Annotated in this window: 22 protein-coding genes; 10 read left to right on the top strand and 12 right to left on the bottom strand. The window is 65.0% G+C overall.

Translation table 11 applies throughout. The features are described from left to right. Nucleotides 1-24: 24 nt before the first annotated feature. The 7 genes from rsfS to BraRD5C2_RS38970 all read left to right on the top strand — a co-directional run bounded on the left by rsfS (nt 25) and on the right by BraRD5C2_RS38970 (nt 6,253). A complete protein-coding gene (rsfS, locus tag BraRD5C2_RS39000) occupies nt 25-393 on the top strand; it encodes a ribosome silencing factor (RefSeq protein WP_092121653.1) in 369 nt (122 codons plus the stop codon). A 50-nt stretch (nt 394-443) separates the two neighbouring features. Then, entirely contained in the window at nt 444-926 is a 483-nt protein-coding gene (gene rlmH / locus BraRD5C2_RS38995) for a 23S rRNA (pseudouridine(1915)-N(3))-methyltransferase RlmH (protein WP_223977767.1), read from the top strand. A 40-nt stretch (nt 927-966) separates the two neighbouring features. Beyond that, entirely contained in the window at nt 967-2,367 is a 1,401-nt protein-coding gene (locus BraRD5C2_RS38990; RefSeq protein ID WP_223977765.1) for a murein hydrolase activator EnvC family protein, read from the top strand. Next, nucleotides 2,364-3,749 carry a S41 family peptidase gene (locus BraRD5C2_RS38985; protein ID WP_173639618.1) on the top strand — a complete coding sequence of 462 codons (1,386 nt, stop codon included), beginning with the start codon at nt 2,364-2,366 and terminating at the stop codon, nt 3,747-3,749. The genes BraRD5C2_RS38990 and BraRD5C2_RS38985 overlap by 4 nt, the downstream gene beginning before the upstream one ends. A gap of 150 nt (nt 3,750-3,899) precedes the next feature. Beyond that, nucleotides 3,900-5,114: a divergent polysaccharide deacetylase family protein gene (locus BraRD5C2_RS38980; protein WP_223977763.1), complete on the top strand. Its 1,215-nt coding sequence runs from the start codon at nt 3,900-3,902 to the stop codon at nt 5,112-5,114. 82 nt (nt 5,115-5,196) lie between these two features. After that, on the top strand, nt 5,197-5,700 hold the full coding sequence (locus BraRD5C2_RS38975; RefSeq protein ID WP_223977761.1) for an RNA pyrophosphohydrolase: 504 nt from the start codon (nt 5,197-5,199) through the stop codon (nt 5,698-5,700). A gap of 46 nt (nt 5,701-5,746) precedes the next feature. Continuing rightward, the gene (locus BraRD5C2_RS38970) at nt 5,747-6,253 is read left to right on the top strand and encodes an RNA pyrophosphohydrolase (protein ID WP_223977759.1); all 507 of its coding nucleotides are present in this window, start codon (nt 5,747-5,749) and stop codon (nt 6,251-6,253) included. 25 nt (nt 6,254-6,278) lie between these two features. Here the strand turns inward: BraRD5C2_RS38970 and BraRD5C2_RS38965 are convergent, their stop codons facing one another. The 7 genes from BraRD5C2_RS38965 to BraRD5C2_RS38935 all read right to left on the bottom strand — a co-directional run bounded on the left by BraRD5C2_RS38965 (nt 6,279) and on the right by BraRD5C2_RS38935 (nt 14,483). Beyond that, the gene (locus BraRD5C2_RS38965; RefSeq protein WP_223977757.1) at nt 6,279-7,301 is read right to left on the bottom strand and encodes a helix-turn-helix transcriptional regulator; all 1,023 of its coding nucleotides are present in this window, start codon (nt 7,299-7,301) and stop codon (nt 6,279-6,281) included. A gap of 226 nt (nt 7,302-7,527) precedes the next feature. Further along, nucleotides 7,528-9,198 carry an adenylate/guanylate cyclase domain-containing protein gene (locus tag BraRD5C2_RS38960; RefSeq protein ID WP_223977754.1) on the bottom strand — a complete coding sequence of 557 codons (1,671 nt, stop codon included), beginning with the start codon at nt 9,196-9,198 and terminating at the stop codon, nt 7,528-7,530. 205 nt (nt 9,199-9,403) lie between these two features. Next, nucleotides 9,404-9,811, bottom strand: a complete 408-nt coding sequence (locus BraRD5C2_RS38955) for a F0F1 ATP synthase subunit epsilon (RefSeq protein WP_223977752.1) — start codon at nt 9,809-9,811, stop codon at nt 9,404-9,406. A gap of 116 nt (nt 9,812-9,927) precedes the next feature. Then, nucleotides 9,928-11,370, bottom strand: coding sequence for a F0F1 ATP synthase subunit beta (gene atpD, locus BraRD5C2_RS38950; protein ID WP_163150765.1), 1,443 nt, complete (start codon nt 11,368-11,370; stop codon nt 9,928-9,930). A 25-nt stretch (nt 11,371-11,395) separates the two neighbouring features. Further along, nucleotides 11,396-12,274 (bottom strand): F0F1 ATP synthase subunit gamma, encoded by an 879-nt coding sequence (locus tag BraRD5C2_RS38945; RefSeq protein WP_223977750.1) that lies wholly within the window; start codon nt 12,272-12,274, stop codon nt 11,396-11,398. A gap of 119 nt (nt 12,275-12,393) precedes the next feature. After that, nucleotides 12,394-13,923, bottom strand: coding sequence for a F0F1 ATP synthase subunit alpha (atpA, locus tag BraRD5C2_RS38940; protein WP_223977748.1), 1,530 nt, complete (start codon nt 13,921-13,923; stop codon nt 12,394-12,396). Continuing rightward, nucleotides 13,923-14,483 carry a F0F1 ATP synthase subunit delta gene (locus BraRD5C2_RS38935; RefSeq protein WP_223977746.1) on the bottom strand — a complete coding sequence of 187 codons (561 nt, stop codon included), beginning with the start codon at nt 14,481-14,483 and terminating at the stop codon, nt 13,923-13,925. The genes atpA and BraRD5C2_RS38935 overlap by 1 nt, the downstream gene beginning before the upstream one ends. 629 nt (nt 14,484-15,112) lie before the next feature. Here BraRD5C2_RS38935 and BraRD5C2_RS38930 point away from each other — a divergent pair. Beyond that, a complete protein-coding gene (locus tag BraRD5C2_RS38930) occupies nt 15,113-15,604 on the top strand; it encodes a septal ring lytic transglycosylase RlpA family protein (protein WP_223977745.1) in 492 nt (163 codons plus the stop codon). 102 nt (nt 15,605-15,706) lie between these two features. Here BraRD5C2_RS38930 and BraRD5C2_RS38925 read toward each other — a convergent pair whose 3' ends face one another. Then, the gene (locus BraRD5C2_RS38925; RefSeq protein WP_223977743.1) at nt 15,707-17,917 is read right to left on the bottom strand and encodes a primosomal protein N'; all 2,211 of its coding nucleotides are present in this window, start codon (nt 17,915-17,917) and stop codon (nt 15,707-15,709) included. A 151-nt stretch (nt 17,918-18,068) separates the two neighbouring features. Between BraRD5C2_RS38925 and BraRD5C2_RS38920 the strand changes: the two genes are divergently transcribed. Next, a complete protein-coding gene (locus tag BraRD5C2_RS38920) occupies nt 18,069-19,019 on the top strand; it encodes a tyrosine recombinase XerC (protein ID WP_374708101.1) in 951 nt (316 codons plus the stop codon). Between the two features lie 159 nt (nt 19,020-19,178). Continuing rightward, nucleotides 19,179-19,769, top strand: coding sequence for a DUF4337 domain-containing protein (locus BraRD5C2_RS38915; RefSeq protein WP_223977739.1), 591 nt, complete (start codon nt 19,179-19,181; stop codon nt 19,767-19,769). 172 nt (nt 19,770-19,941) lie between these two features. On the opposite strand, the gene BraRD5C2_RS38910 is transcribed toward BraRD5C2_RS38915, so the two are convergent. From BraRD5C2_RS38910 to odhB, 4 genes are all read right to left on the bottom strand, one after another. Then, nucleotides 19,942-20,481: a hypothetical protein gene (locus tag BraRD5C2_RS38910; protein WP_092121615.1), complete on the bottom strand. Its 540-nt coding sequence runs from the start codon at nt 20,479-20,481 to the stop codon at nt 19,942-19,944. A gap of 37 nt (nt 20,482-20,518) precedes the next feature. Then, nucleotides 20,519-21,919, bottom strand: a complete 1,401-nt coding sequence (gene lpdA / locus BraRD5C2_RS38905; protein WP_223977736.1) for a dihydrolipoyl dehydrogenase — start codon at nt 21,917-21,919, stop codon at nt 20,519-20,521. 81 nt (nt 21,920-22,000) lie between these two features. Continuing rightward, nucleotides 22,001-22,750, bottom strand: coding sequence for an SDR family oxidoreductase (locus BraRD5C2_RS38900; RefSeq protein WP_223977733.1), 750 nt, complete (start codon nt 22,748-22,750; stop codon nt 22,001-22,003). A gap of 72 nt (nt 22,751-22,822) precedes the next feature. Further along, nucleotides 22,823-24,067, bottom strand: coding sequence for a 2-oxoglutarate dehydrogenase complex dihydrolipoyllysine-residue succinyltransferase (gene odhB / locus BraRD5C2_RS38895; RefSeq protein WP_092121612.1), 1,245 nt, complete (start codon nt 24,065-24,067; stop codon nt 22,823-22,825). Between the last annotated feature and the right edge of the window lie 5 nt (nt 24,068-24,072).

The following is a 24,072-nucleotide window of genomic DNA, read 5'->3' as shown; positions in this document are numbered from 1 at the left end:
AAAACATCGACGAAAACCGCGGCCTTGCAGGCGCAACCGGACGCCGACAAACCGGATGCCAACAAGACGCTGAGCCTGATCCTCTCCCGCCTCGACGACATGAAAGCGGAAGAGACGGTCACCATCGACCTTCGCGGCAAATCCGCATATTCCGACTACATGATCGTCACCACCGGCCGGGTTAACCGGCACGTTGGCGCGATCGCGGAAAATGTGACGAAGAGCCTCAAGGAAAACGGGGTCAAGAACATCCACGTCGAGGGCATGCCCAATTGCGACTGGGTGCTGATCGATTCCGGCGAGGTGATCGTGCACGTGTTCAGGCCTGAGGTGCGCGAGTTCTACAACCTCGAGCGGTTGTGGACTCAGAACCCGGCGGTCGCGGCGGTCTAAGGCGTATCGAAGCCGATGCGAATCGGCTGCAGCGCAGCTAGTCTGCGTTGATGCGTCTTGTCGTGATCTGCATCGGCCGCCTGAAACAGGGCCCTGAACGGGAGCTCGCCGAGCGCTACCGCGAGCGCTTCGAAGATATCGGCCGCAAGCTCGGCTTTCGCGGCCTTGAGATCCATGAGATTGCGGAGAGCCGCGCGCGCGACACGCCAGCGCGCATCGCCGAGGAGGCCGCGGCGATCGCGGCGCTGCTGCCGGAAAAGCACATGCTGGTCGCGCTCGACGAACGCGGCAAGAGCATCGACAGCGCGAGCTTTGCGCAGCAGCTCGGCCGCTGGCGCGACGAGGGGACAGCGCATACTGTCTTCGTGATCGGCGGCGCGGACGGACTTTCGCCTGAATTGCAGCGCAAGGCTTCGTTGCGTATTGCATTCGGCTCCGCGACCTGGCCGCACCAAATGGTCCGCGTCATGCTTCTGGAACAGATTTATCGGGCCGCGACCATTTTGGCCGGCCATCCCTATCATCGCGCCTGAGGCGCGGTGACGGACAGTCGAAAGCGCTGAACGCACGCGAATGCAGCACAAGCGGGACACAGCTTCGGATTCGCATCTCGGCAGCGCGCGCCGCCGCTGGCTGCCGGCATCCCTGCCTCTGTCGATCGCCATGCTCGCTGCGTATCCGCTGAGCGCGGCGCATGCGCAAACGACACCAGCCGCACAACAGTCTGCACCGCCGGCACAGCAGGCCGCGACAGCGGAGACATCGCCCGACGCCATCAAGCAGCGCGAGCAGGAGCTCGAGGCCGCGCGCGAACAGCAGCACAAGGCCACCGAGCTGCAGGAGAAGCTGAAGGCCGACATCGCCGCGATCGGCCAGGACCGCAGCAAGCTCAATCAGCAGCTGATCGACATTGCCGGCCAGGTGCGCAGCGTCGAGACGCGGATCGCCGACGCCGAGGCCCGCTTGCAGCCGCTCGACGGCCGCGAGCGCGACATCCGCGGCTCGCTCGATTCACGGCGCTCCGAGGTGATCGAGGTGCTGGCCGCGTTGCAGCGCGCCGGACGGCGCACACCGCCGGCGCTGCTGGTGCGGCCCGAGGACGCGCTGCAATCGCTGCGCACCGCGATGCTGCTCGGCGCGGTGGTGCCGGAGCTGCGCGTCCGCGCCGAGAAGCTTGCGGCCGATCTCGGCGAACTGGTGGCGCTGCGCAAGACCATCTCGACCGAGCGCGATGCGCTGGCGGCGGATCGCGACAAGCTGAAGGAAGACCAGACCCGCCTGGCGGCGCTGGTCGACGAACGGCAGCGGCAGCAGAGCACGGCCGAAAAGGACATGGAAGCCGAAGGCGCCCGCGCCATCGCGCTGTCGAAGCAGGCCGCCGATCTGCAGGGCCTGATCGCCAAGATGGAGCAGGACCTCAAGAGCGCGGCCAAGGCGGCCGCCACGGCCAGCCTCCAGGGGGCGCCGGCGACCGTGAACGGCAAGCCGAATCTGGGGGCGCTCAAGGACCCGGCCCGCATGAGCCCGGCGGTCGCCTTCGCCTCGGCCAAAGGCCTGTTCTCCTATCCCGTGAATGGCACCAAGATTCGCGAATTTGGCGGTTCCGATGGCGCGGGGGGCGTACAAAAGGGCATTTCTTTGGCCGCCAAACCGGGCGCCCAGGTCACAACCCCGTGTGACGGCTGGGTTGTTTACGCTGGTCCTTTCCGCAGCTATGGACAACTCTTGATCCTCAATGCCGGGGGCGGGTATCATGTCCTGATCGCCGGGATGGAGCGTATTTCGGTAAACATCGGCCAGTTTGTGCTAACGGGGGAGCCGGTTGCGACCATGGGGTCGACGTCCCAGGTTGCATCGATTCTCGCGACCAATGCGAGCCAGCCAGTGCTCTATGTCGAGTTCCGGAAAGACGGCACTCCAATTGATCCAGGTCCATGGTGGGCCGCAAATGAAGGCGAAAAGGTTCGCGGATGATGCGCAAGACTTCGGTAATTCTCCTTAGCGCCGCCACCGGCGCGGCCCTGACGCTTTTCGTCACGCAGCCCCGCGCTGTGCTGATGGGATCGAGCGCGCGCGCCGCGACGTCGGACACCTACCGCCAGCTCAATCTGTTCGGCGACGTGTTCGAACGGGTGCGCAGCGACTATGTCGAGAAGCCGGATGACAGCAAGCTCGTTGAGTCCGCGATCTCGGGCATGCTGTCCGGCCTCGACCCGCACTCGAGCTACATGGACGCCAAGAGCTTCCGCGACATGCAGGTGCAGACCCGCGGCGAGTTCGGCGGCCTCGGCATCGAGGTCACGATGGAAGACGGCCTGATCAAGGTGGTCTCGCCGATCGACGACACCCCGGCCTCGAAGGCCGGCATCATGGCCAACGACATCATCACCAACCTCGACGACGAGGCCGTGCAGGGCCTGACCTTGAACCAGGCCGTCGAGAAGATGCGCGGTCCGGTCAACACCAAGATCAAGCTCAAGATCATCCGCAAGGGCCAGGACAATCCGATCGACGTCACGCTGGTGCGCGACAACATCCGCGTCCGCTCGGTACGCGCACGCGTCGAGGCCGACGACATCGCCTATATCCGGATCACCACCTTCAACGAGCAGACCACCGAAGGCCTGAAGAAGGAGGTCGCCAACCTGCAGAGCCAGATCGGCGACAAGCTGAAGGGCTACGTCATCGATCTCAGAAACAATCCCGGCGGCCTGCTCGAAGAGGCCGTCACCGTATCCGACTCCTTCCTGGAGCGCGGCGAGATCGTATCGACCCGTGGACGCAATGCCGAGGAAACCCAGCGCCGCGCCGCTCACCCAGGCGACCTGACCAAGGGCAAGCCGGTCATCGTGCTGATCAACGGCGGCTCGGCCTCGGCCTCCGAAATCGTCGCCGGCGCACTGCAGGACCACAAGCGTGCGACGCTGGTCGGCACCCGCTCGTTCGGCAAGGGCTCGGTGCAGACCATCATCCCGCTCGGCTCGGGCAACGGCGCGCTGCGCCTGACCACTGCGCGCTACTACACGCCGTCGGGCAAGTCGATCCAGGCCAAGGGCATCGTGCCCGACATCGAGGTGCTGCAGGACGTGCCGGAAGAGCTGAAGGCGCGCACCGACACCAAGGGCGAGGCTTCGCTGCGCGGCCATCTGAAGAACGATGGCGACGAGAAGACCGGCTCGCAGTCCTACGTCCCGCCGGACGCCAAGGACGACAAGGCACTGAAGATGGCCGACGACCTGCTGCACGGCATCAAGTCGACCTCGAACGCTACGCCGGCACCGGCCGCTCCGTCCGGTGACAAGGCAACCGGCGACAAGGCCGCCGCCGACAAGCCGGCCAACAAGTCCGCGAACTGATCCCATCCAATTGATTCGACGAACAGGGCGGCCCTCGGGCCGCCCTTTCTGTTTTCGCCGTCCACCGCCGGCCGTGCTTTGACGGGGAGGCCGGCGCGCGGGAATGCACCGCATCGTGCTATCGTTCGCGCTGTTGATTCGGGGAGGGTCATGGCAGAAGCGGCCGACGAACTGAGCACGCCGCTTGGGCAGAACACCGCGGGCAGGACGCGCCGTGTCCGCCTGCCGTTCACGGCGATGCAGGCGCTCGCCGTCCTGCTGGGCCTCGTGCTGGTCGGTTTCGCCGGCGTCGCCCTGTTCAACGACAATCCGCTCGGCGGCGAACCGATTGCCCGCATCGCCCTCCGTAATCCCGCGCCCGCAGCCACCGACGATAAGCACGCCCCGGCCGAACCGGCGGTCAAATCCGCCGCCAAGGCGCCGGCCGCAGCCGGCGACGCAAAGAACGACGCCAAGACCGTCACCATCATCGACGGCTCCAGCGGCAAGCGCCAGGACGTCGTGATCGGCGCCGGCGATCCAGCGGAAAAGACGACGGATGGCGATGCGCCGCCGCTCGCGATGACCGGGATCGACCCGCGCCTGCTGGAAAAGTCGCGCTACGGCATGATCCCTGTCGTCGCCGACGGCCTGAAGCCGTTCACGGTCTATGCGGGCGAAGCCGACCGCGCCAAGGCGGCCCGGATGCCCGTGGTCGCCATCGTCGTCGCCGGCCTCGGGGTCGGCGCCGCCAAGACCACTGACGCCATCATGAAGCTGCCGCCGGCCGTGACGCTGGCCTTCACACCCTACGGCGCCGACCCCGGCAAGCTCGCGGAACGCGCCCGGACCCAGCGCCACGAGATACTGCTGCAGATTCCGATGGAGCCGTTCGACTATCCCGACAACGATCCGGGCCCGCAGACCCTGCTGACCACATTGAGCAGCGAGCAGAACCTCGACCGTCTCTATTGGCACCTCAGCCGCCTGCAGGGCTATGCCGGGATCGCCAATTTCATGGGAGCCCGGTTCGTCGCGACCGATCCGGTGATGCAGCCCATCGTGCGCGAGGCGGCCAAGCGCGGTTTGAGCTTCTTCGACGACGGTTCCACCCCGCGCAGCCTCGCGCAGAGCCTCTCGGCCGGCCAATCGTTGCCGTTCGCCAAGGCCGATTTCGCCATCGACGTGGTGCCGACATCGGCGGAAATCGACCGCGCGCTGGTCAAGCTGGAAACAATCGCCAAGGAACGCGGCACGGCCGTGGGCGTCGCATCGGCGCTGCCGGTCTCGATCGAGCGGCTCGGCGTCTGGCTCAAGACACTGGACTCCAAGGGCATCATGCTTGTGCCATTGACAACGGCGATGCTGAAATCAAAATCGGGCTAGAGATCAATCTGTTGGTGCAACCTAAGACCTTGCCGGGGGGCCGGGTCGGGCGACACCAGGAACTGTGCGAGGTAGCGGCAGCATGGCACGTTATGAGGACCTGCCCTATCGAACCTGCGTCGGCATCATGCTGCTCAATACGGCCGGGCTGGTCTTCATCGGACGCCGCGCCGGCGGCATCGAGCATGTCGACGACGCCCATGTCTGGCAGATGCCGCAAGGCGGCGTCGATCCCGGTGAGGATACGTTTCAGGCCGCGCGACGCGAGCTCTATGAAGAGACCAGCGTCAAATCCGTGGAGAAGCTCGGCGAGGTCTCGGACTGGCTGATCTATGATATCCCGCGCACCGTCGCAGGCCGCGCCTGGAAGGGCCGCTATCGCGGCCAGCGGCAGAAGTGGTTCGCATTGCGCTTCACCGGCAACGAGAACGAGATCAACGTCGCCCACCCCGGCGGCGGCCACAAGGCCGAGTTCGTCACCTGGCGCTGGGAGCCGATGAAGAATCTGCCGGAGCTGATTGTGCCGTTCAAGCGTCCGGTCTATGAGCGCGTCGTGAAGGAATTCGCCGGTCTGGCGGCCAAGTAATTGGCCAGGTGATCGGCCAGATCAACGCGCGACGCACCGGTCGAGAATGTCATCAGATAAACCCTATCGCCCCAATGTGGGCATCGCGCTGTTCAACGGCGACGGACGCGTGCTGATCGGCCACCGGATCAAGGACGACGGTCCGGAGATCGTGCTGCCCGGCCTCGAATGGCAGATGCCGCAAGGCGGCATCGACGCCGGCGAGGATCCGCGCCAGGCGGTGATGCGCGAATTGTGGGAAGAAACCGGAGCGGTTAACGCCGACTATCTCGGCGAGACCGACTGGATGACCTACGAATTCCCGGCCTATGACGGGCCGGCATCGCATCGGCTGGCCAAATTCCGCGGCCAGCGGCAGAAATGGTTCGCGCTGCGCTTCACCGGACGCGACGACGAGATCGATCCGTTGACGCCGCGCAACGGCCAGCCTGCGGAGTTCGATCAATGGCGCTGGGAGCGTCTCGATCGCGTCGCCGATCTCGTGGTGCCGTTCCGCCGCGAGGTCTATCGCGCGGTCGCGATCCGGTTCGCGGAATTCGCTAAAGCGCGATGAGATTAGGTTGAATCGTCATCGCGCTTTAGATTCTTGTTCGAGCATGATCTTTTCGGAAAACCGCTTCACACTTTTCCGGATCATGCTCTAGCTGATCCTGCGGCGGAAGACGCCGTGCATCGCCCGGCGTCATGTCGTAGGTCGCGCGGAACACGCGATAGAAGGTCGCGATGCTGTCGAAGCCGCATGAGAACGCGATCTCGTCGATGCCGCGTTCCTGCATCGATGAGAGAAGCCGCATCGCCTCCTTCAACCTCGTCGCCGTCAGCGTTCGCGCAAACGAGAGACCGGTCGGCTCGAACAGCGCATGCAATTGCCGCAGTGAAATGCCGAGCTCGGTGGCGACCGCGGCCGGCGTGAGCGCGGCGCGATGCAGATCGCGCAGCAGGATTTCGCGCGCGGCATGGAGGTAGCCGGCATGCAGCGCGGCACGGATCTCATCCTGGCGTGGCCGCACGCGTCCGCGCGCCAGCAGCGCCAGCCGCACCATATGCGTGACCTCGCCGGCGAACCGCCCGGCCTGCGCCGGATCGCGCGTCATGGAGCGGAACATGGCGCCGACCAGCCGAGTCAGTCTCGCATCACGCGCCAGCGCGACCAGCGGCACGTCCTCGATTCGCGCACCGAGCACGAGTTCGTCCGTGACGGGAATCTTGAGGCTGAAGAAGCGAAAGCCGTCGGTCCGATCGGGCGTCGAGGCAAACGGAAGATTGGAATGGCCGAACACCATATCTCCGTTGCCGACCCATTGGATGCGATCGCGGCCGATATTCATGTGGCCGGGGCCGCGCACCTGCCAGCCGAGATGCAGGCTGTTGCTCGGAATGCGTCCGATGTCGGATGAGGTCCGGCTGACGCGGTAGGATGACGCCGACATTTCCGCCAGCACGGCATCGCCGACCTGCGTCGCGGAAAAGCGACCGCGGAAATCGGGCCGTTTCTCACGCTCGAGCTCGATGGTGACCCCGAACAGGTTTTTGCCGCGCACGTCGCACCAGTGCTCGAAGCGGTCCTGCGGGCGGAGAGCATCGGTGGAAAAAGTCAGCACAGCATCTTGTCCGTTACGTCAGAAGTAGCATCACGATGCGATCGGGCCAATTCGTCATCCCGCCGCAGCTTGTCATCGGTGGCCAATGCCTGCTGTTAGCTGGTTCACATTTCTCGGATCGCGCTCTACTGCGCGATGAGGTGAGGTTAACTCCTCATCGCGCATTAGCTCCTTGTTTGAGCATGATCTTCTCGGAAAACCGCTTCGCACTTTTCCGGATCATGCTTTAGTTCGGGCCGACCGTGAACGGACCGATCGCGATGACATAGCAATCGCTGTCGCGCTTGGCGCAGTCACCGAGCGCGGCGCTGACCGCGCCCTGCTCGTTCTCCTCCTTCAACCCCAGTCCCGGCCGTCCCTGCGTCCCGACCGCAACCGCATTCCAGCCTGCCGTCGCTTCGGCAAGCTTCCGCGCGACGTCGCTCCGCTCGCCCGGCACGATGACCGAGCTGTCCGCGGCCTTGAAGAAGCCGGTCACGCGCAATGTGGACGGAACCGGAACCACGAAGACATCGTCGACCACGACGATCGTGCAGGGCACGCCCGCGACCGCGCCGCAGCCCTGCAAATTGCGCCGCGCCGATTCCTCGAGCGAATCGATGCCCGAACTGAAAAAGAAGTGACCACCCGGACCGAGCGCGATGGTTCGCGTCTTGCGCCCCGGCACAAACAGACTGTCGAGCCGGGCCTTGGCCGCCTCGCGCAGCAGCGGAACATCCTTGGTGGCGTACGGCTTCTCGACCAGCGCATCACGCTTGACCCACGGCAACGGCGGGACCGGCGGTAGGCCATGGGCATACACGATCGTATTGCCGACCGCATACAGCTCGCACTTGCGCGGCGAGCCCACATTGTCGGCGCGCTTCTGGCATTGCTCCAGCGCCGAGGTCTTCGCCGCGTCCGCGTTCGGCTGCGCCGCGCTCCAACCGGAGAAACCGTTGATGTTGATGGCAAGCGCCTTGGAATCGCCCGCGGGCACATATTCGGTCGCGAGCGCAACGCGGGTGCGGTCGCTGACGAACGGAATGATGTCGGTGGCGAGCTTGTCGCCTGATGTGATCGATGGCGACGGCGAGGATGCCGATGCAGCCGGCGTCTGCGGCGACGCAGGCTTGGCAGCCGGCGCGGTCGACGCTGATGGCGACGTTGCGACCAACGGTGCCGGTGAAGCCGATACCAGCGGCGCGGGTGCCGGCGTGGAGCTTGCCACGACGGCAGGCTTCGTCGCCGATGTCTCGAGCTTGGTGTAATAGAGGAAACCGCCGACACCGATCGCGGCCAACAGCACCACGGTGATGGCAGCGGGCCACATCCAGGCCGGTGCGCCCGCAGCAGCGGCCTTGATCGGCTTCTTGACCTGCGGCATCGCGTAGGTGCCGTCCTCACGCCGCATCGCCACCATGTAGGCGTGCACGGGGGTCGGGATGTTCTTCACTTCCTGCGCGCCGATGTCGGCGAATTGCACCGACAGCTTGTTGGCGACCTGCTCGTGCACGGCGCGCGACACGCAGATGCCGCCGACCTCGGCGAGGCCCTCGAGCCGCGCGGCGATGTTGACGCCATCACCAAGCAGATCGCCGTCGCGCTCGACCACGTCGCCGATGGTGATGCCGATCCGGAACGACATCTGCCGGCTCGGCGGATAGGCCATGTTGCGCGTGCGCAGGCTTTCCTGGATGTCGATCGCGCAACGCACGGCCTCGACCGCGCTGGGAAATTCCGCGAGCACCGCATCGCCCGCGGTGTTGAAAATGCGGCCGCCGCACTTTGCAATGAAATCGTCGGTGACCTGACGATAGGAGGCGAGCCGCCGCAGCGTCTCTTCCTCATCCTCGGCAACCAATCGACTATAGCCTGCAATATCGGCCGCGAAGATCGCTGCGATCTTGCGCTTCATGAGGACCAGCCCCGCAACCCAAATATGCCGGGCAGAATGCCGCCAGACGCTTCCGGGCGCAACAAGCATTCAACGCCCGCCGGGGTACGGCGAGCGTTGAATGCTTCAAGTCTTCGTAGACGATGACTGGAAAAGTGTGAGCGATTTCACAAGGAGAGCCGGCTCACTCGGTGCTGTGGCGCGATCGCTGGTCGGCAACCGCGCCTTAGTGCATAGCCGTGGTGTTGAGCTCGTGCTGGATGCTCTTGAAGTGGTCGAGCCGCTCGATCGCGTGATCGAGCTCGGAGCCTTCCTGCTCGGCGAGCTTCTCTTCCATCTCCTTGATGGTCTCCGCGAACTTCGCACGATCAAGTTCGGCAAGCGTGGTCGCGACGTCGGCGAGCACGGTGAGGCCCTTGTCCGACACTTCAGCGAGGCCGCCGAGCACGATCACTTTCTCGCGCTTGCCGGCGGTCGTGATGGTCAGGATACCCGGACGAATCGTGGCGATGACGGGAGCATGACCGGCGAGCACACCGAAATCACCCTCCACGCCGGGGACGTCAACCTGATCGACCTCGCCGGAGAAGGCGAGCTTTTCGGGAGAGACGAGATCGAAGTGGAAGGTGGCCATGGTCTTTCCGTTCTTTGCGCTGTCACCCGCGGGCTTGACCCGCGGGTCCATCAGTCAAAACAGTTCTCGTTCGATGGATCGCCGGATCAAGTCCGGCGATGACGACATCATGAAGCTTAGGCCGCTTCGGCGGCGAGCTTCTTGCCCTTCTCGACGGCTTCTTCGATCGTGCCGACCATGTAGAACGCCGCTTCCGGCAGATGGTCGTACTTGCCCTGGCAGAGATCGCGGAAGCCCTTGATGGTGTCGGCGAGATCGACGAACTTGCCCGGCGAACCGGTGAAGATTTCGGCGACGTGGAACGGCTGCGACAGGAAGCGCTCGACCTTGCGGGCGCGGGCAACCGTCAGCTTGTCCTCTTCCGACAGTTCGTCCATGCCGAGAATGGCGATGATGTCCTGCAGCGACTTGTAGCGCTGGAGGATCTGCTGGACGAGACGCGCGGTGTTGTAGTGCTCTTCACCGACGACCAGCGCCGACAGCATGCGCGAGGTCGAGTCGAGCGGGTCCACCGCCGGATAGATGCCCTTTTCCGAGATCGCGCGCGACAGCACCGTGGTGGCGTCCAAGTGCGCGAACGAGGTGGCGGGCGCCGGGTCGGTCAAGTCGTCGGCCGGCACGTAGATCGCCTGCACCGAGGTGATCGAACCCTTCTGGGTGGTGGTGATGCGCTCCTGCAGCGCGCCCATGTCGGTCGCGAGCGTCGGCTGATAACCCACGGCGCTCGGAATACGGCCGAGCAGCGCCGACACTTCCGAACCCGCCTGGGTGAAGCGGAAGATGTTGTCGACGAAGAACAGCACGTCCTGGCCCTGGTCGCGGAAGTGCTCGGCGACGGTCAGGCCGGTCAGACCGACGCGGGCGCGGGCGCCCGGCGGTTCATTCATCTGGCCGAACACCAGCGCGCACTTCGACTTCACGCTCGGATCCGGATTGTGCGGATCGGCGTTGACCTTCGATTCGATGAACTCGTGATAGAGGTCGTTGCCTTCGCGGGTCCGCTCGCCGACGCCGGCGAACACGGAGTAACCGCCGTGGGCCTTCGCGACGTTGTTGATCAGTTCCTGAATCAGCACGGTCTTGCCGACGCCGGCGCCGCCGAACAGGCCGATCTTGCCGCCCTTCGCGTACGGAGCGAGAAGGTCGACGACCTTAATGCCGGTGACGAGGATTTCCGCTTCGGTCGACTGATCGGTGTAGGACGGCGCTTCCTGGTGGATGGCGCGCAGGCCTTCGGACTTGATCGGACCGGCTTCGTCGATCGGCTCGCCGATGACGTTGATGATGCGGCCGAGCGTGCCTTCGCCGACCGGCACCCGGATCGGTTCGCCGGTGTCGGTCACTTCCTGACCGCGCACCAGACCTTCGGTGATGTCCATCGCGATGGTGCGGACGGTCGATTCACCGAGATGCTGTGCGACTTCGAGCACCAGGCGGTTGCCGCCGTTCTTGGTCTCGAGCGCATTCAGAATCGCCGGAAGGTGGCCTTCGAACTGCACGTCGACCACGGCGCCCGTGACCTGGGTAACGCGACCGATCTGATTGGCTGCTGTAGCCATGGACTGTTCTCCTTCGAAATCTGCCTTAGACCGCCTCAGCGCCGGAGATGATTTCAATCAGCTCCTTCGTGATCTGGGCCTGACGGGTCCGGTTGTAAATCAGGGTTTGCTTGCGGATCATTTCGCCTGCGTTGCGCGTCGCGCTGTCCATGGCGCTCATCTGTGCGCCGTAGAACGAGGCGTTGTTCTCCAGCAGCGCACGGAAGACCTGCACCGCGAGGTTGCGCGGCAGCAGGCTGCCGAGAATCTGGTCCTCTTCAGGCTCATATTCGTACGAGGTCGCGGGAGCCGCACTGGCCGCGGGCGCAGCCACCTCGAGCGGGATGATCTGCTGCGCGGTCGGGACCTGCGCGATCACCGACTGGAAGCGCGAATAGAACAGCGTACAGACATCGAACTCGCCGGCCTCGAACCGCGCCAGCACCTTGTTGGCGATATCCTCGGCGTTGACGAAACCGATCTGACGCACCGAACGCAGGTCGAGGTGCTCGACAATCCGCTTCTCGAACGTCCGGCGCAGCTGCTCGTAGCCCTTGCGGCCGACGCAGAAGAATTTGACTTCCTTGCCCTGCGCGAGCAGCGCGTTCGCCCGCTCGCGCGCCAGGCGTACGATCGCGGAGTTGAAAGCGCCGGACAGGCCGCGCTCGCCGGTGCAGACCAGAAGCAGGTGCACCTGGTCGTTGCCGGTACCCGCGAGCAGCGCCGGCGCGCCGGGCGTGCCGTTGGCCGCGGCAGCGATGTTGGAAATCACCGCGTCCATCTTGGTGGCATAGGGCCGCGCCGCCTCGGCGGCGTTCTGCGCACGGCGCAGCTTCGAGGCTGCGACCATCTGCATGGCCTTGGTGATCTTCTGCGTCGCCTTGGTCGAGGCGATGCGGACCCGCATGTCTTTAAGTGACGCCATTCTTCGTCCACCCCGGCAATCCGACCACTGGGGTCAGATCGCAAGCCTCTCTGTTCCTATCGCCCGGCCAACGGCCAGGCGATGCCCTTATGCAAAGGTCTTCTTACGCAAACGTCTCGTTACGCAAACGTCTTGGCGAAGCCCTCGACCACCGTCTTGAGCTTGGCGGCGACGTCGTCGGACAGATCACGGCTGGTGCGGATCGCGTCGAGGATCTCGACGTTCTTGCCGCGCAGCAGCGAGAGCAGGCCGTCCTCGAACGCCTTCACCTTGTTGAGCGGCAGCGGATCGAGGTAGCCGTTGGTGCCGGCCCAGATCACGCAGACCTGCTCTTCCATCTTCAGCGGCGAGAACTGCGGCTGCTTCAGGAGCTCGGTCAGGCGCGAGCCGCGGTTGAGCAGGCGCTGGGTCGAAGCGTCGAGGTCCGAGCCGAACTGCGCGAACGCCGCCATTTCGCGGTACTGCGCGAGCTCGCCCTTGATCTTGCCGGCGACCTTCTTGGTTGCCTTGGTCTGCGCCGACGAACCGACGCGCGACACCGACAGACCGACGTTCACGGCAGGGCGGATGCCCTGGAAGAACAGGTCGGTTTCCAGGAAGATCTGGCCGTCGGTGATCGAAATCACGTTGGTCGGAATGTAGGCCGACACGTCGTTGGCCTGGGTTTCGATGACCGGCAGCGCCGTCAGCGAGCCCAAACCATGCTCCTTGTTGAGCTTGGCGGCGCGCTCGAGCAGGCGGGAATGCAGATAGAACACGTCGCCCGGATAGGCCTCGCGGCCCGGCGGGCGGCGCAGCAGCAGCGACATCTGGCGATAGGCGACGGCCTGCTTGGACAGATCGTCATAGATGATCACGGCGTGCATGCCGTTATCGCGGAAGTATTCGCCCATGGTGCAGGCGGTGAACGGCGCGATGTACTGCATCGGCGCCGGATCGGAGGCGGTGGCCGCGACGATGATCGAGTATTCCAGCGCGCCCTGCTCTTCGAGCACCTTGACGAACTGCGCGACGGTGGAGCGCTTCTGGCCGATCGCGACGTAGACGCAATACAGCTTGAGGTTCTCGTCCGGCTGGGCGTTCAGCGGCTTCTGGTTCAGGATGGTGTCGAGCGCGATCGCGGTCTTGCCGGTCTGACGGTCGCCGATGATCAGCTCACGCTGGCCGCGGCCGATCGGAATCAGCGCATCGATCGCCTTCAGGCCGGTGGCCATCGGCTCGTTCACCGACTTGCGCGGAATGATGCCGGGCGCCTTGACGTCGACGCGCTTGCGTTCGGTGGCCTGGATCGGGCCCTTGCCGTCGATCGGATTGCCGAGCGCGTCGACGACGCGGCCGAGCAGGCCCTTGCCGACGGGCGCGTCCACGATCGCGCGGGTGCGCTTGACGGTCTGGCCTTCCTTGATCTCACGGTCGGCGCCGAAAATCACGATACCGACGTTGTCGGTTTCGAGGTTGAGCGCCATGCCGCGCGTGCCGTTCTCGAACTCGACCATTTCACCGGCCTGAACGTTGTCGAGACCGTAGACGCGGGCAATACCGTCACCGACCGACAGCACCTGGCCAACTTCGGTGACTTCGGCTTCCTGGCCGAAATTCTTGATCTGGTCCTTGAGGATCGCAGAAATTTCTGCGGCGCGGATGTCCATCAGCCTGCCTCTTTCATCGCGTTCTTGATCGAATTGAGTTTGGTGCGAAGCGAACTATCCACCATGCGGCTGCCGAGCTTGACCACCAGGCCACCAATAATGGAGGGATCGACCTTCACGTTGAGCGCGACGTCCTTGCCCGTCACTGATTTCAGTGCGGCCTTCAGCCCGTCGAGATTCTTGTCACTGAGCTGCTCGGCGACGGTGACTTCCGCAGTCGCCTCGCCCTTGAACTTCGCCACCAGCGCGCGGTAGGCGCGGACCACATCGGCCACGGCAAACAGCCGGCGATTGGCGGTGAGCACCTTGAGGAATTTTGCCGACGTCCCGGAGATGCCGGCCTTGTCGAGCACCGCGGTCAGCGCCTTGAGCTGGGCGTCCGCGGAAAACACCGGGCTGCGGACGAGGCGCTTGAGATCGGCGCTCTCGTTGAGCATGGCCTCGAATTTGTCGAGGTCGGCCCGGACCTGATCGACGGATTGCTCGTCGCGCGCCAACTCGAACAGGGCCGTTGCGTAACGACCGGACACTCCCGAAACGGACGGATCTTCAGCAGCCACGAGCTCGCTCTTTTTTGCTGTCAAATTCGCAAGGGAAAAACCGTCGCCACCAAAGCAGCGCCTAGCGATCCAAGCCCTTGGAATTCAAGCGGGACTTCGATTTTCGACCGGCACAGGACGTGCCGGGATCGTTAAAATCGCGGCTTTGCTAACATAGCAATCGCGCAGGTGCAACATGACGGCATCGTGCGAGCCGCCTTGTCGCATGCGGTTTTTCGCGACCGCAGCCGGCGCTCGAATCGGAAAAATTCGGCGCGCGGAAATTCAGCACGTGGCCCCCGATTCGCGCCACCGCGGTTTTGTTCCATCGAAATTTGCATGGGCCTATGGCCGAGCGCGCAAGGAACCCGGAACGGGCCGCCGCTTCATTTGGCGATTACTTACTGAAAACTTACTTCTGGCCTACTAATCAGTATTCGTATGTATATTAGTAGTTAAAAATTAGTTAAACGCCAAGATTACGGAACCTCGATTGAATACCCCAAAGCGGTAACAAGATATTTCAACCCGAGACAATCGGGATTTACTGCCCAATTCGTGCCTCATTGCGAAACCAAACGGCTTTGGTCAACGAAGGGACGGGGGTCCACTTGCCGCGTTTGTGGCAATACTGTCTGAGGGTCTTATCAATGCTGAATATCAAGAAGGCGGCGGGCAATGTAACCCGCTCGCGTACGGCGCTTGCATTTGTAGCCGCAACTATCCTGGTCGGGGGCAGCGTGACGGAGGCGTCCGCGAAGTCCAGGCACCATCATCAGCGCCACCACCATCATCACCACGCCCGCGCCGAAGGCTCGTCCTGGCGCGACGCCAATGCATCGATCCAGCCGTCCGGCGGCCACACGTTCTCGGGGATGGCCTCGTTCTACGGCAATGAGTCGGGCAGCCGCACCGCTTCCGGCCAGCGCTTCAACCAGAACGCCATGACCGCAGCCCATCGCTCGCTGCCGTTCGGCACCAAGCTCCGCGTCACCCATGGCGGCCGCAGCGTCGTCGTCACCATCAATGATCGTGGCCCGTTCATCCGCGGCCGCGTGCTCGACCTCTCGACCGGCGCAGCCCGCGCCATCGGCCTGACTGGTGCCGGCGTCGGCCGCGTCACCGCCGAGGTCGTCTCGTAAGGCGTTCAGTACGCGTTGCGTTGTGTAGCGGCCGCGAGGCCTGCTTCGTACCAAAAGGCCTGCCGTCGCAAATGACGGCAGGCTTTTTCTTTGCCGGCTCGCCTACAAAAAACTTTGCGGATCGACGTCGACCTCGAGCTTCAGATTGCCCTTGGTCTTCGGACTGGCCTCCAGCCATTCGCGCAGATATTGCGACAGGTCGACATTGCGCAGCGACTTCACCAGCAGGCGGAAGCGGTAGCGGCCCTTGATGACGGCAAGCGGCGCCTCGGCGGGGCCGAGCACCTGGATCCGCTCGTCGAGCGGCGCGACCGCAGCGAGCTTGCGGGCAAACCCCTCCGCTGTCGGCCGGTCGCCGGCGGAAATGATCAGGCTCGCCAGCCGGCCGAACGGCGGATAGCCGGTGCGCTCGCGGATATCGATCTCGCTGGCGTAGAACGCCTCGCGGTCACTCGCGATCAAGGCCTTGATGACCGGATGTTCCGGCTGATGGGTCTGCAGATAGCCGACGCCACGGCCCTGCTCGCGGCCGGCCCGGCCGACCACCTGGTTCAGCAACTGGAACGTCCGCTCGGCGGCGCGCGGATCGCCGTTGCTCAGGCCGAGATCGGCGTCGATGACCCCGACCAGATTGAGCCGCGGGAAATTGTGTCCCTTGGCCACCAGCTGGGTGCCGATGATGATGTCGACCCGGCCCTCGGCGATCTCGTTCAGTTCGCTGCGCATGGTCTCGATCGAGGTGATGAGATCGCTCGACAGCACCATGGTGCGAGCCTCGGGAAAGATACTCGCAGCCTCCTCCTGCAGGCGCTCGACGCCGGGGCCGACCGCAACCAGCGATTCCTCGGCCGCGCAATGCGGGCAGATGTTCGGGCGCGGCATCGAGAAGCCGCAGTGATGACAGACCAGCCGCTGCCGGAACCGATGATCGACCAGCCACGCGTCGCAGATCGTGCAGGCAAAGCGGTGGCCACAGGCGCGGCAGAGCGTCAGCGGCGCATAGCCGCGGCGATTGAGGAACAGCAGCGCCTGCTCGCGGCGCTCGATCGCATGGCGAATCTGCTCGGCCAGAACCGGCGAAATGAAGCGCCCGCGCGGCGGCGGTGCGCGGCGCATGTCGATCGCCTCGATATGCGGCATGTGCTGGCCGCCGAACCGCGACGGCAGCGCCACGCGCTGGTAGCGCCCCTTGCGCGCATTGACCTCGCTCTCGACCGAGGGCGTCGCCGACGCCAGCACGATCGGGATTTTTGCGATATGGGCGCGGACCACCGCCATGTCGCGCGCGTGATAATGCGCACCCTCGTCCTGCTTGTAGGCCTGGTCGTGCTCCTCGTCGACGATGATCAGTCCGAGATCGGCATAGGGCAGGAACAGCGCCGAGCGGGCGCCGACCACGACCGGCGCCTTGCCCTCGGAGATCGCGGCCCAGTTTCGCGCCCGCGTGCGCGGCGTGAGCTCCGAATGCCATTCCAGCGGCCGGACGCCGAAGCGCTGCGCGAAACGGTCGAGGAACTGGCCGGTCAGCGCGATTTCCGGCATCAGGATCAATGTCTGCTTGCCGCGGCGGATATTCTCGGCGATCGCCTCGAAATAGACCTCGGTCTTGCCGGACCCGGTGACACCGTCGAGCAGTGCGACATGAAAGCTGCCGCTCGCCGCCAGCGTCCGCATCGCATCGACTGCACTGCGCTGCTCGCGCGAGAAATCCGGCTGCGCAAAGGCGGGATCAGGAATCGGTGGCGGTGCGGGCGGCGGCATCGCCTCGACCGTCAGCGTGCCCTCGTCGACCAGGCCGTCGACCACGCCCGAGCTGACGCCGGCCTCCCGCGCCGCCTCGGACTTGCCGTGCAGCAAGCCATCCGACAGCACCTCGATCAACCGCCGGCGCGCCGGCGTCAGACGCCGTGGCGGCTCGCCGACCAGGCGGACCCCGAGCCGCGTCCGCTCCGGCCCGAGATTCTCGCCCATCCGCAGCGTCATCCGCAGCACCATGCCGCGCGCCGACAGAGTGTAGGTGGAGACCCAGTCGACGAGCTGGCGCAGCTCCGCCCTGAGCGGCGGGACATCGAGCTTCTCGCTGACGTCCTTGAGCCGGTTGTGCAGCCGCGGATCCGGCCTGGCATTCTCGGCCCACACCACCGCTACGACCTCGCGCGGCCCGAGCGGAACACAGATCACGTCGCCGGGCGCAAGCTCCATGCCGCGCGGCACGCGGTAGGAATAGGTCTGGTTCAGCGCGACAGGCACCAGCACGTCGACGATTCGTGTCGTCGATGCGGGAGCTGGGCTGGGGCGGGTGCTATGGTCCATTGAATCAGAAACCTTGAACCCGGTCGGGCTAGCACCGCTTCGCTCTCTTAGCGAACGGTAAACGAAGGCAGTGCGATATAATCAGGAGAATCGCAGCGCCAATAGCCCTCAAGACATGGCCGCTCAAGACATGGCCCGGACCGATCAGCCCATGCAACCGCTCGAGCTCGACTGCGCCGACGTCTCGGTCACGCAGGAGATGACGCGCTGGCTGTCGCATCTGCGCGCGGAGCGGCGGCTGTCGCCGAAGACGCTCGAGGCTTACACCCGCGATGTGCGGCAATGCCTGGCCTTCCTTGCCGGGCACTGGGGCGCGCGCGTGACGCTTGCGGCATTTTCCGCGCTCGAAGCCAGCGATGCCCGCGCCTTCATGGCGATGCGCCGCGCCGACGAGATCGGTGGACGATCGCTGATGCGGGCGCTGGCCGGCCTGCGCTCGTTCGGACGTTTCCTGGAGCGCGAAGGCAAGGGCAAGGTCGGTGCGCTGTCGGCGATCCGCGCCCCCAAGGTGGCGAAGAGCCTGCCGAAGCCGATCCATATGGAAGCGGCGAAACGCTTTGCCGATGCAGACGAGCGCGCCGGCGAAAGCCGCGAGACCTGGATCCTGATGCGTGACGCCGCCGTGATGGCGCTGCTCTATGGCTCGGGTCTGCGCATCTCCGAGGCGCTGGGGCTGAAGCGCCGCGACGTGCCGAAGCCGGGCGAAGGCGACGTGCTGGTTGTCACCGGCAAGGGCAACAAGACCCGCATGGTGCCGGTGCTGCAGAACGTGCTGCAGTTGATCGCGGATTATGCGGCGGTCTGTCCGCATCAGCTCGGCCCGACCGGACCAATGTTCGTCGGTGCGCGCGGTGGCCCCTTAAGCCCGCGCATCATCCAGCTCACCATGGAGCGGCTGCGCGGCGCGCTCGGCCTGCCCGACAGCGCAACGCCGCATGCGTTGCGGCACTCCTTCGCCACGCATCTGCTCAGCCGCGGCGGCGATTTGCGCGCGATCCAGGAATTGCTCGGCCACGCATCGCTGTCGACCACGCAGATCTACACCGGCATCGACAGCGAGCGCCTGCTCGAGGTCTATCGCTCCGCGCACCCGCGCGGCTGAACGCGCGCGGACCTGGGTTCAAAATATGGTGCGGGGCCGGCACCGACGCGCCGTTCATCTTGCGCCGTTCATATTCATACGGCCGCCACAAATCGCTCGGCACTTGCCTTGTGCGCCGCATTCAGCAATCGTGGCGCGGTCTCATCCGGAGGGGGAATCATGAGCGCACAGGAAAGTATGGAGCACGCGGAGCATGCCGAGCATGCGTCGGGCGAGAACAAGAAGATCGCCCTCCTGATCGCGGTGATCGCGCTCTGCCTGGCGCTGTCGGAAACGCTCGGCAAGGGCGCCCAGACCGAATCGATCAGCAAGAACGTCGAAGCCTCCAACCTCTGGGCCTTCTTCCAGGCCAAGAGCATCCGCCGCACCTCGGTGCAGACCGCGGCCGAACAGGGCAAGCTCAACCTCGCGACCACCACCGATGAGGCGGCCAAGGCCGCGCTTCAGAAGCAGATCGACGACTGGCAGAAGACCGCGGCGCGCTACCGCTCGGAGCCGGAGACCGGCGAGGGTTCAGAGCAGCTCGCCGAACGCGCCAAGCACGCCGAGCATGAGCGCGACGAGGCCACCGCGAAATATCATCACTTCGAGCTTGCCTCCGCCGCCTTCCAGATCGCCATCGTGCTGGCGTCCGCGACCATCATCACCGGCATCGCCGCGCTGGCCTGGATATCCGGCCTGGTGACGCTCGCCGGCGTCGTGATGACCTTGCTCGGCCTGTTGCAGCCGCATCTGCTACATCTGCATTGAGGTCGCGGAGCGGCTTCGCTCTCTGACCGTCATCCTGAGGTGCGAGCGACGCGAGCCTCGAGGGGTGCACGGCCACCAGCCGGGCCGCTCATCCTTCGAGACGCGCGTTCCGCGCTCCTCCAGCGACAGAGGCGAAGGCTTTGCGCGGGGATGACGTACCGATCAGCGTTGCTTAGAGAACCTTGCTGGTCTGGTGGACGCTTTTGCGGAAGCGCGCGATCAGGCGCAGCGTGCGCGCGGTCCAGCCGTCGCCGTCACCACTGATCATCTCGAGGATACGCCGCTTGACCGGCTCGACCAGCGCGGTGGCCTTGGCCCGCAACCCCATCACGAAATTATAGAGCGCCTCGAACCAGGGCATCTCGAGCAGTTTCGACCGCGTCACGTCGAACAGGAAGGCGGTGACGCCGACGCCGACGATCTTGGCGAACAGGATCAGCGAGACCGCGCTGAACCAGTATTGGTTCGCCAGCAGCCACAGCCCGACCAGCTTGAGCGGAAACAGCGGGATCAGCGGCACGACGAAGACGATCAGCGTCATCGCCGGCGACAGCGAATCGACCCGCTCGGCAAGCCATTGCTTGAGCGCGCGCAGCGGGATCCACGCCACCACCCGGGCCACGATCGGCTCGACGTGATCCCATAGCCAAGCCTCGATCAGGAAAATGATCGCAAGCAGGACCCAGAACGGCTGAAGCAGACGGCGCAACATCACTATGATCTCTACCCCGCTCGCGCGGGACGTTCGATCACATATGGATGGCGCGCTTGCCCACCGCAAGCGCGGCTTCCTTGATCGCCTCGGAGCGGGTCGGATGGGCGTGGCAGGTGCGCGCCAGATCTTCGGCCGAACCGCCGAATTCCATCAGGACGCAGGCTTCGTGGATCATTTCGCCGGCTTCCCGGCCGACAATGTGCACGCCGAGCACCCGATCGGTCTTCGCATCTGCGAGAACCTTCACGAATCCGTCGGTGGTCTGATTGACCTTGGAGCGGCCGTTGGCGGTGAACGGGAATTTGCCGACGGTATAAGCGATGCCGGCCTGCTTGAGATCTTCCTCGGTCTTGCCGACCGACGACACTTCCGGCGTGGTATACACAACACCTGGAATGACGTCGTAGTTCACATGGCCGGCCTGGCCCGCGATGATCTCCGCGCAGGCAACGCCCTCGTCTTCCGCCTTGTGCGCCAGCATCGGCCCGGCGACGACGTCGCCGATCGCGTAGATGCCCTTCACGTTGGTCGAGAAGTGCGCGTCGATCTCGACGCGGCCGCGATTGTCGAGCGCGACGCCGGCTTCCTTCAGCCCGAGGCCCTCGGTGTAGGGCACGCGGCCGATGCACACCAGCACGACGTCGGCCTCGATGGTCTCCGCAGCGCCGCCCGCGGCCGGCTCGATCTTGGCCTGAAGCGTCTTGCCCGAGGTGTCGACCGCGGTGACCTTGGCGCCGAGCTTGAAGGTGAAGCCTTGCTTTTCCAGGATGCGCTGGAATTGCTTCGCCACCTCGCCGTCCATGCCGGGCAGGATGCGGTCGAGGAATTCCACCACGGTGACCTTGGCGCCGAGGCGATGCCAGACCGAACCGAGCTCGAGCCCGATCACGCCAGCGCCGACGATCAAGAGGCTCGACGGCACCTTCTCCAGCGACAGCGCGCCGGTCGACGACACGATGCGCTTCTCGTCGATGTCGATGCCCTTCAGCCGCGCGATGTCGGAGCCGGTGGCGATCACGATGTTCTTGGTCTCGACGGTCTCGGACTTGCCGTCGCCGGAGACCTCGACCTTGCCGGCACCGAGGATCTTGCCGGTGCCCTTGAGGACGTCGATCTTGTTCTTCTTCATCAGGAACTCGACGCCCTTGACGTTGCCGTCGATGCCCTGCTGCTTGAAGTCCATCATCGCGGGCAGATCGAGCTTCGGCGCCGAGACGCTGACGCCCATCTTGGCGAACGAGTGCCCGGCTTCCTCGAACATCTCGGAGGCGTGCAGCAGCGCCTTTGACGGCATGCAGCCGACATTGAGGCAGGTGCCGCCCAGCGTCGCGTTCTTCTCGACGACGGCAACCTTCATGCCGAGCTGCGCTGCGCGGATCGCGCAGACGTAACCGCCGGGGCCAGTGCCGATGACGACGAGATCGTAAGAAGCCATGATTGAGGTCCTGTAGCTAAACTCAGTGACAGTTGGGCGGGCGCATCCCGATCGGAAGACCGCTTCCCGCTTGATCGTGTTCTAGCGACCGCCCGACACGTCGAGGATCGCGCTGGTGACGTAGGAGGCTTCGTCCGAGATCAGCCAGACGATGGCGTTGGCGATCTCGTCCGCGGTGCCGACGCGCTTCATCGGCACCATGTGGGCCAGCCGATGGGCGCGATCGGGCTCGCCGCCCGCGGCGTGGATGTCGGTGTCGATCAGGCCCGGCCGGATGCCGGCGACCCGGATTCCTTCAGCCGCGACTTCGTGGCCGAGGCCGACCGTGAAGGAATCGATCGCCCCCTTGGAGGCGGCATAGTCGACATAGGTGTTGGGCGCGCCGAGCTTCGCCGCGACCGAGGAGAGGTTGACGATGACGCCGCCCTGGCCGCCGTGCTTGGTCGACATGCGCTTCACCGCCTCGCGCGCGCACAGGATGCTGCCGGTGACGTTGACCGCCATCATCTGCTGGATGCGTTCGGCCGACATCTCGTCGACACGCACGCCACTTTTGCCGACGATTCCGGCGTTGTTGACGAGCGCGCCCAGCGTGCCGAACCCGTCGGCGGCCTTGAACAGCGCCAGGATATCCTGCTCGCTGCCGACGTCACACTTCACCGCGATCGCCTTGCCGTTCTTGGCCTCGATCGCGGCGACGACCTCGTTGGCAGCGGCCTGGTTTGTGGCGTAGCCGACCACGACGCGATAACCGCGCGCGGCAGCCGCAAGTGCGGCAGCGCGGCCGATGCCGCGGCTGCCGCCGGTGATGACAACGACCTTGTCCGTCACATTGATCCCCAAACGTGAGCACCCAACCAATCGCGACGCCCGAACCGATCGGACGCCGCGCGCGACATGACCTTAGAGATCCAGCACCAGGCGGGCCGGATCTTCCAGGCTCTCCTTGACCCGCACCAGGAAGGTGACCGCTTCCTTGCCGTCGATGACGCGGTGATCGTAGGACAGCGCCAGATACATCATCGGCCGCACCTCGATCTTGCCGCCGACCACCATCGGCCGCTCCTGGATCTTGTGCATGCCGAGGATGCCGGACTGCGGCGCGTTGAGGATCGGCGTCGACATCAGCGAGCCGTAGATGCCGCCATTGGTGATGGTGAAGGTGCCGCCCTGCATCTCGTCGATCTTGAGTTGACCGTCGCGGGCGCGGCGGCCGTAGTCGGCGATCGACTTCTCGATCTCGGCGATCGACTTGTGGTCACAGTCGCGCACCACCGGCACCACCAGGCCGCGGTCGGTGCCGACCGCAACGCCGATATGATAGTAGTTCTTGTAGATCAGGTCGGAACCGTCGATCTCGGCGTTGACGGCCGGAATGTCCTTCAGCCCCTGCACCACCGCCTTGGTGAAGAAGCCCATGAAGCCGAGCTTCGATCCGTGCTTCTTCTCGAACGTATCCTTGTAGAGGGCGCGCAGCTTCATCACCTCGGTCATGTCGACCTCGTTGAAGGTCGTCAGCATCGCGGCGGTGTTCTGCACGTCCTTGAGGCGGCGCGCGATGGTCTGGCGCAGCCGGGTCATCTTCACGCGCTCCTCGCGCGCGGCATCGTCCGCCGGCGACGGCGCGCGAACCTGCACGGCGGCGGCGGGCTGGTTGACCGGGGTCGGCGCCGAGGCGGCCTTCTCGATCGCGGCCAGCATGTCGCCCTTGGTGACGCGGCCATCCTTGCCCGAGCCCGGAACGGTGGAGGCGTCGACGCCGCTTTCGGCGGACAGCTTGCGCACCGAAGGCGCGAGCGGCGCATCCGCCGGCGGCACCTTGGGCGCGGCAGGGGCCGGCGCGGGAGCGGCGGCAGGGGCCGCAGCGGCAGCCTTGGCCGGAGCGGCAGCAGCAGCCGACTTGGCCGGCGCCGCGCCGTCATTGATCTGGCCGAGCAGCGCGCCGACGGCGACGGTCTCGCCATCCTTGGCGATGATCTCGCCGAGCGTGCCGGCGACCGGCGCGGGCACCTCGATGGTGACCTTGTCGGTCTCCAGCTCCACCAACGGCTCGTCCACCGCGACGGCCTCACCGGCCTTCTTGAACCAGCGGCCGATCGTGGCCTCAGTCACGGATTCACCGAGCGTTGGAACGCGAATTTCAGTCATGATCT

The sequence above is a fragment of the Bradyrhizobium sp. RD5-C2 genome (assembly GCF_019972155.1).
Taxonomy (GTDB): Bacteria; Pseudomonadota; Alphaproteobacteria; order Rhizobiales; family Xanthobacteraceae; genus Bradyrhizobium.
This window is presented reverse-complemented; position numbering and strand designations above follow the sequence as displayed.

Coding starts and splice junctions, on each gene's coding strand:
- lpdA (WP_223977736.1), bottom strand. CDS start 21,919: ATGGCTTCTTACGATCTCGTCGTCATCGGCACTGGCCCCGGCGGTTAC.
- BraRD5C2_RS38930 (WP_223977745.1), top strand. CDS start 15,113: ATGCTGAATATCAAGAAGGCGGCGGGCAATGTAACCCGCTCGCGTACG.
- BraRD5C2_RS38920 (WP_374708101.1), top strand. CDS start 18,069: ATGCAACCGCTCGAGCTCGACTGCGCCGACGTCTCGGTCACGCAGGAG.
- BraRD5C2_RS38985 (WP_173639618.1), top strand. CDS start 2,364: ATGATGCGCAAGACTTCGGTAATTCTCCTTAGCGCCGCCACCGGCGCG.
- BraRD5C2_RS38960 (WP_223977754.1), bottom strand. CDS start 9,198: ATGAAGCGCAAGATCGCAGCGATCTTCGCGGCCGATATTGCAGGCTAT.
- BraRD5C2_RS38980 (WP_223977763.1), top strand. CDS start 3,900: ATGGCAGAAGCGGCCGACGAACTGAGCACGCCGCTTGGGCAGAACACC.
- BraRD5C2_RS38910 (WP_092121615.1), bottom strand. CDS start 20,481: ATGTTGCGCCGTCTGCTTCAGCCGTTCTGGGTCCTGCTTGCGATCATT.
- BraRD5C2_RS38925 (WP_223977743.1), bottom strand. CDS start 17,917: ATGGACCATAGCACCCGCCCCAGCCCAGCTCCCGCATCGACGACACGA.
- atpA (WP_223977748.1), bottom strand. CDS start 13,923: ATGGACATCCGCGCCGCAGAAATTTCTGCGATCCTCAAGGACCAGATC.
- BraRD5C2_RS38970 (WP_223977759.1), top strand. CDS start 5,747: ATGTCATCAGATAAACCCTATCGCCCCAATGTGGGCATCGCGCTGTTC.
- rlmH (WP_223977767.1), top strand. CDS start 444: ATGCGTCTTGTCGTGATCTGCATCGGCCGCCTGAAACAGGGCCCTGAA.
- BraRD5C2_RS38975 (WP_223977761.1), top strand. CDS start 5,197: ATGGCACGTTATGAGGACCTGCCCTATCGAACCTGCGTCGGCATCATG.
- BraRD5C2_RS38945 (WP_223977750.1), bottom strand. CDS start 12,274: ATGGCGTCACTTAAAGACATGCGGGTCCGCATCGCCTCGACCAAGGCG.
- BraRD5C2_RS38990 (WP_223977765.1), top strand. CDS start 967: ATGCAGCACAAGCGGGACACAGCTTCGGATTCGCATCTCGGCAGCGCG.
- BraRD5C2_RS38915 (WP_223977739.1), top strand. CDS start 19,179: ATGAGCGCACAGGAAAGTATGGAGCACGCGGAGCATGCCGAGCATGCG.
- atpD (WP_163150765.1), bottom strand. CDS start 11,370: ATGGCTACAGCAGCCAATCAGATCGGTCGCGTTACCCAGGTCACGGGC.
- odhB (WP_092121612.1), bottom strand. CDS start 24,067: ATGACTGAAATTCGCGTTCCAACGCTCGGTGAATCCGTGACTGAGGCC.
- BraRD5C2_RS38955 (WP_223977752.1), bottom strand. CDS start 9,811: ATGGCCACCTTCCACTTCGATCTCGTCTCTCCCGAAAAGCTCGCCTTC.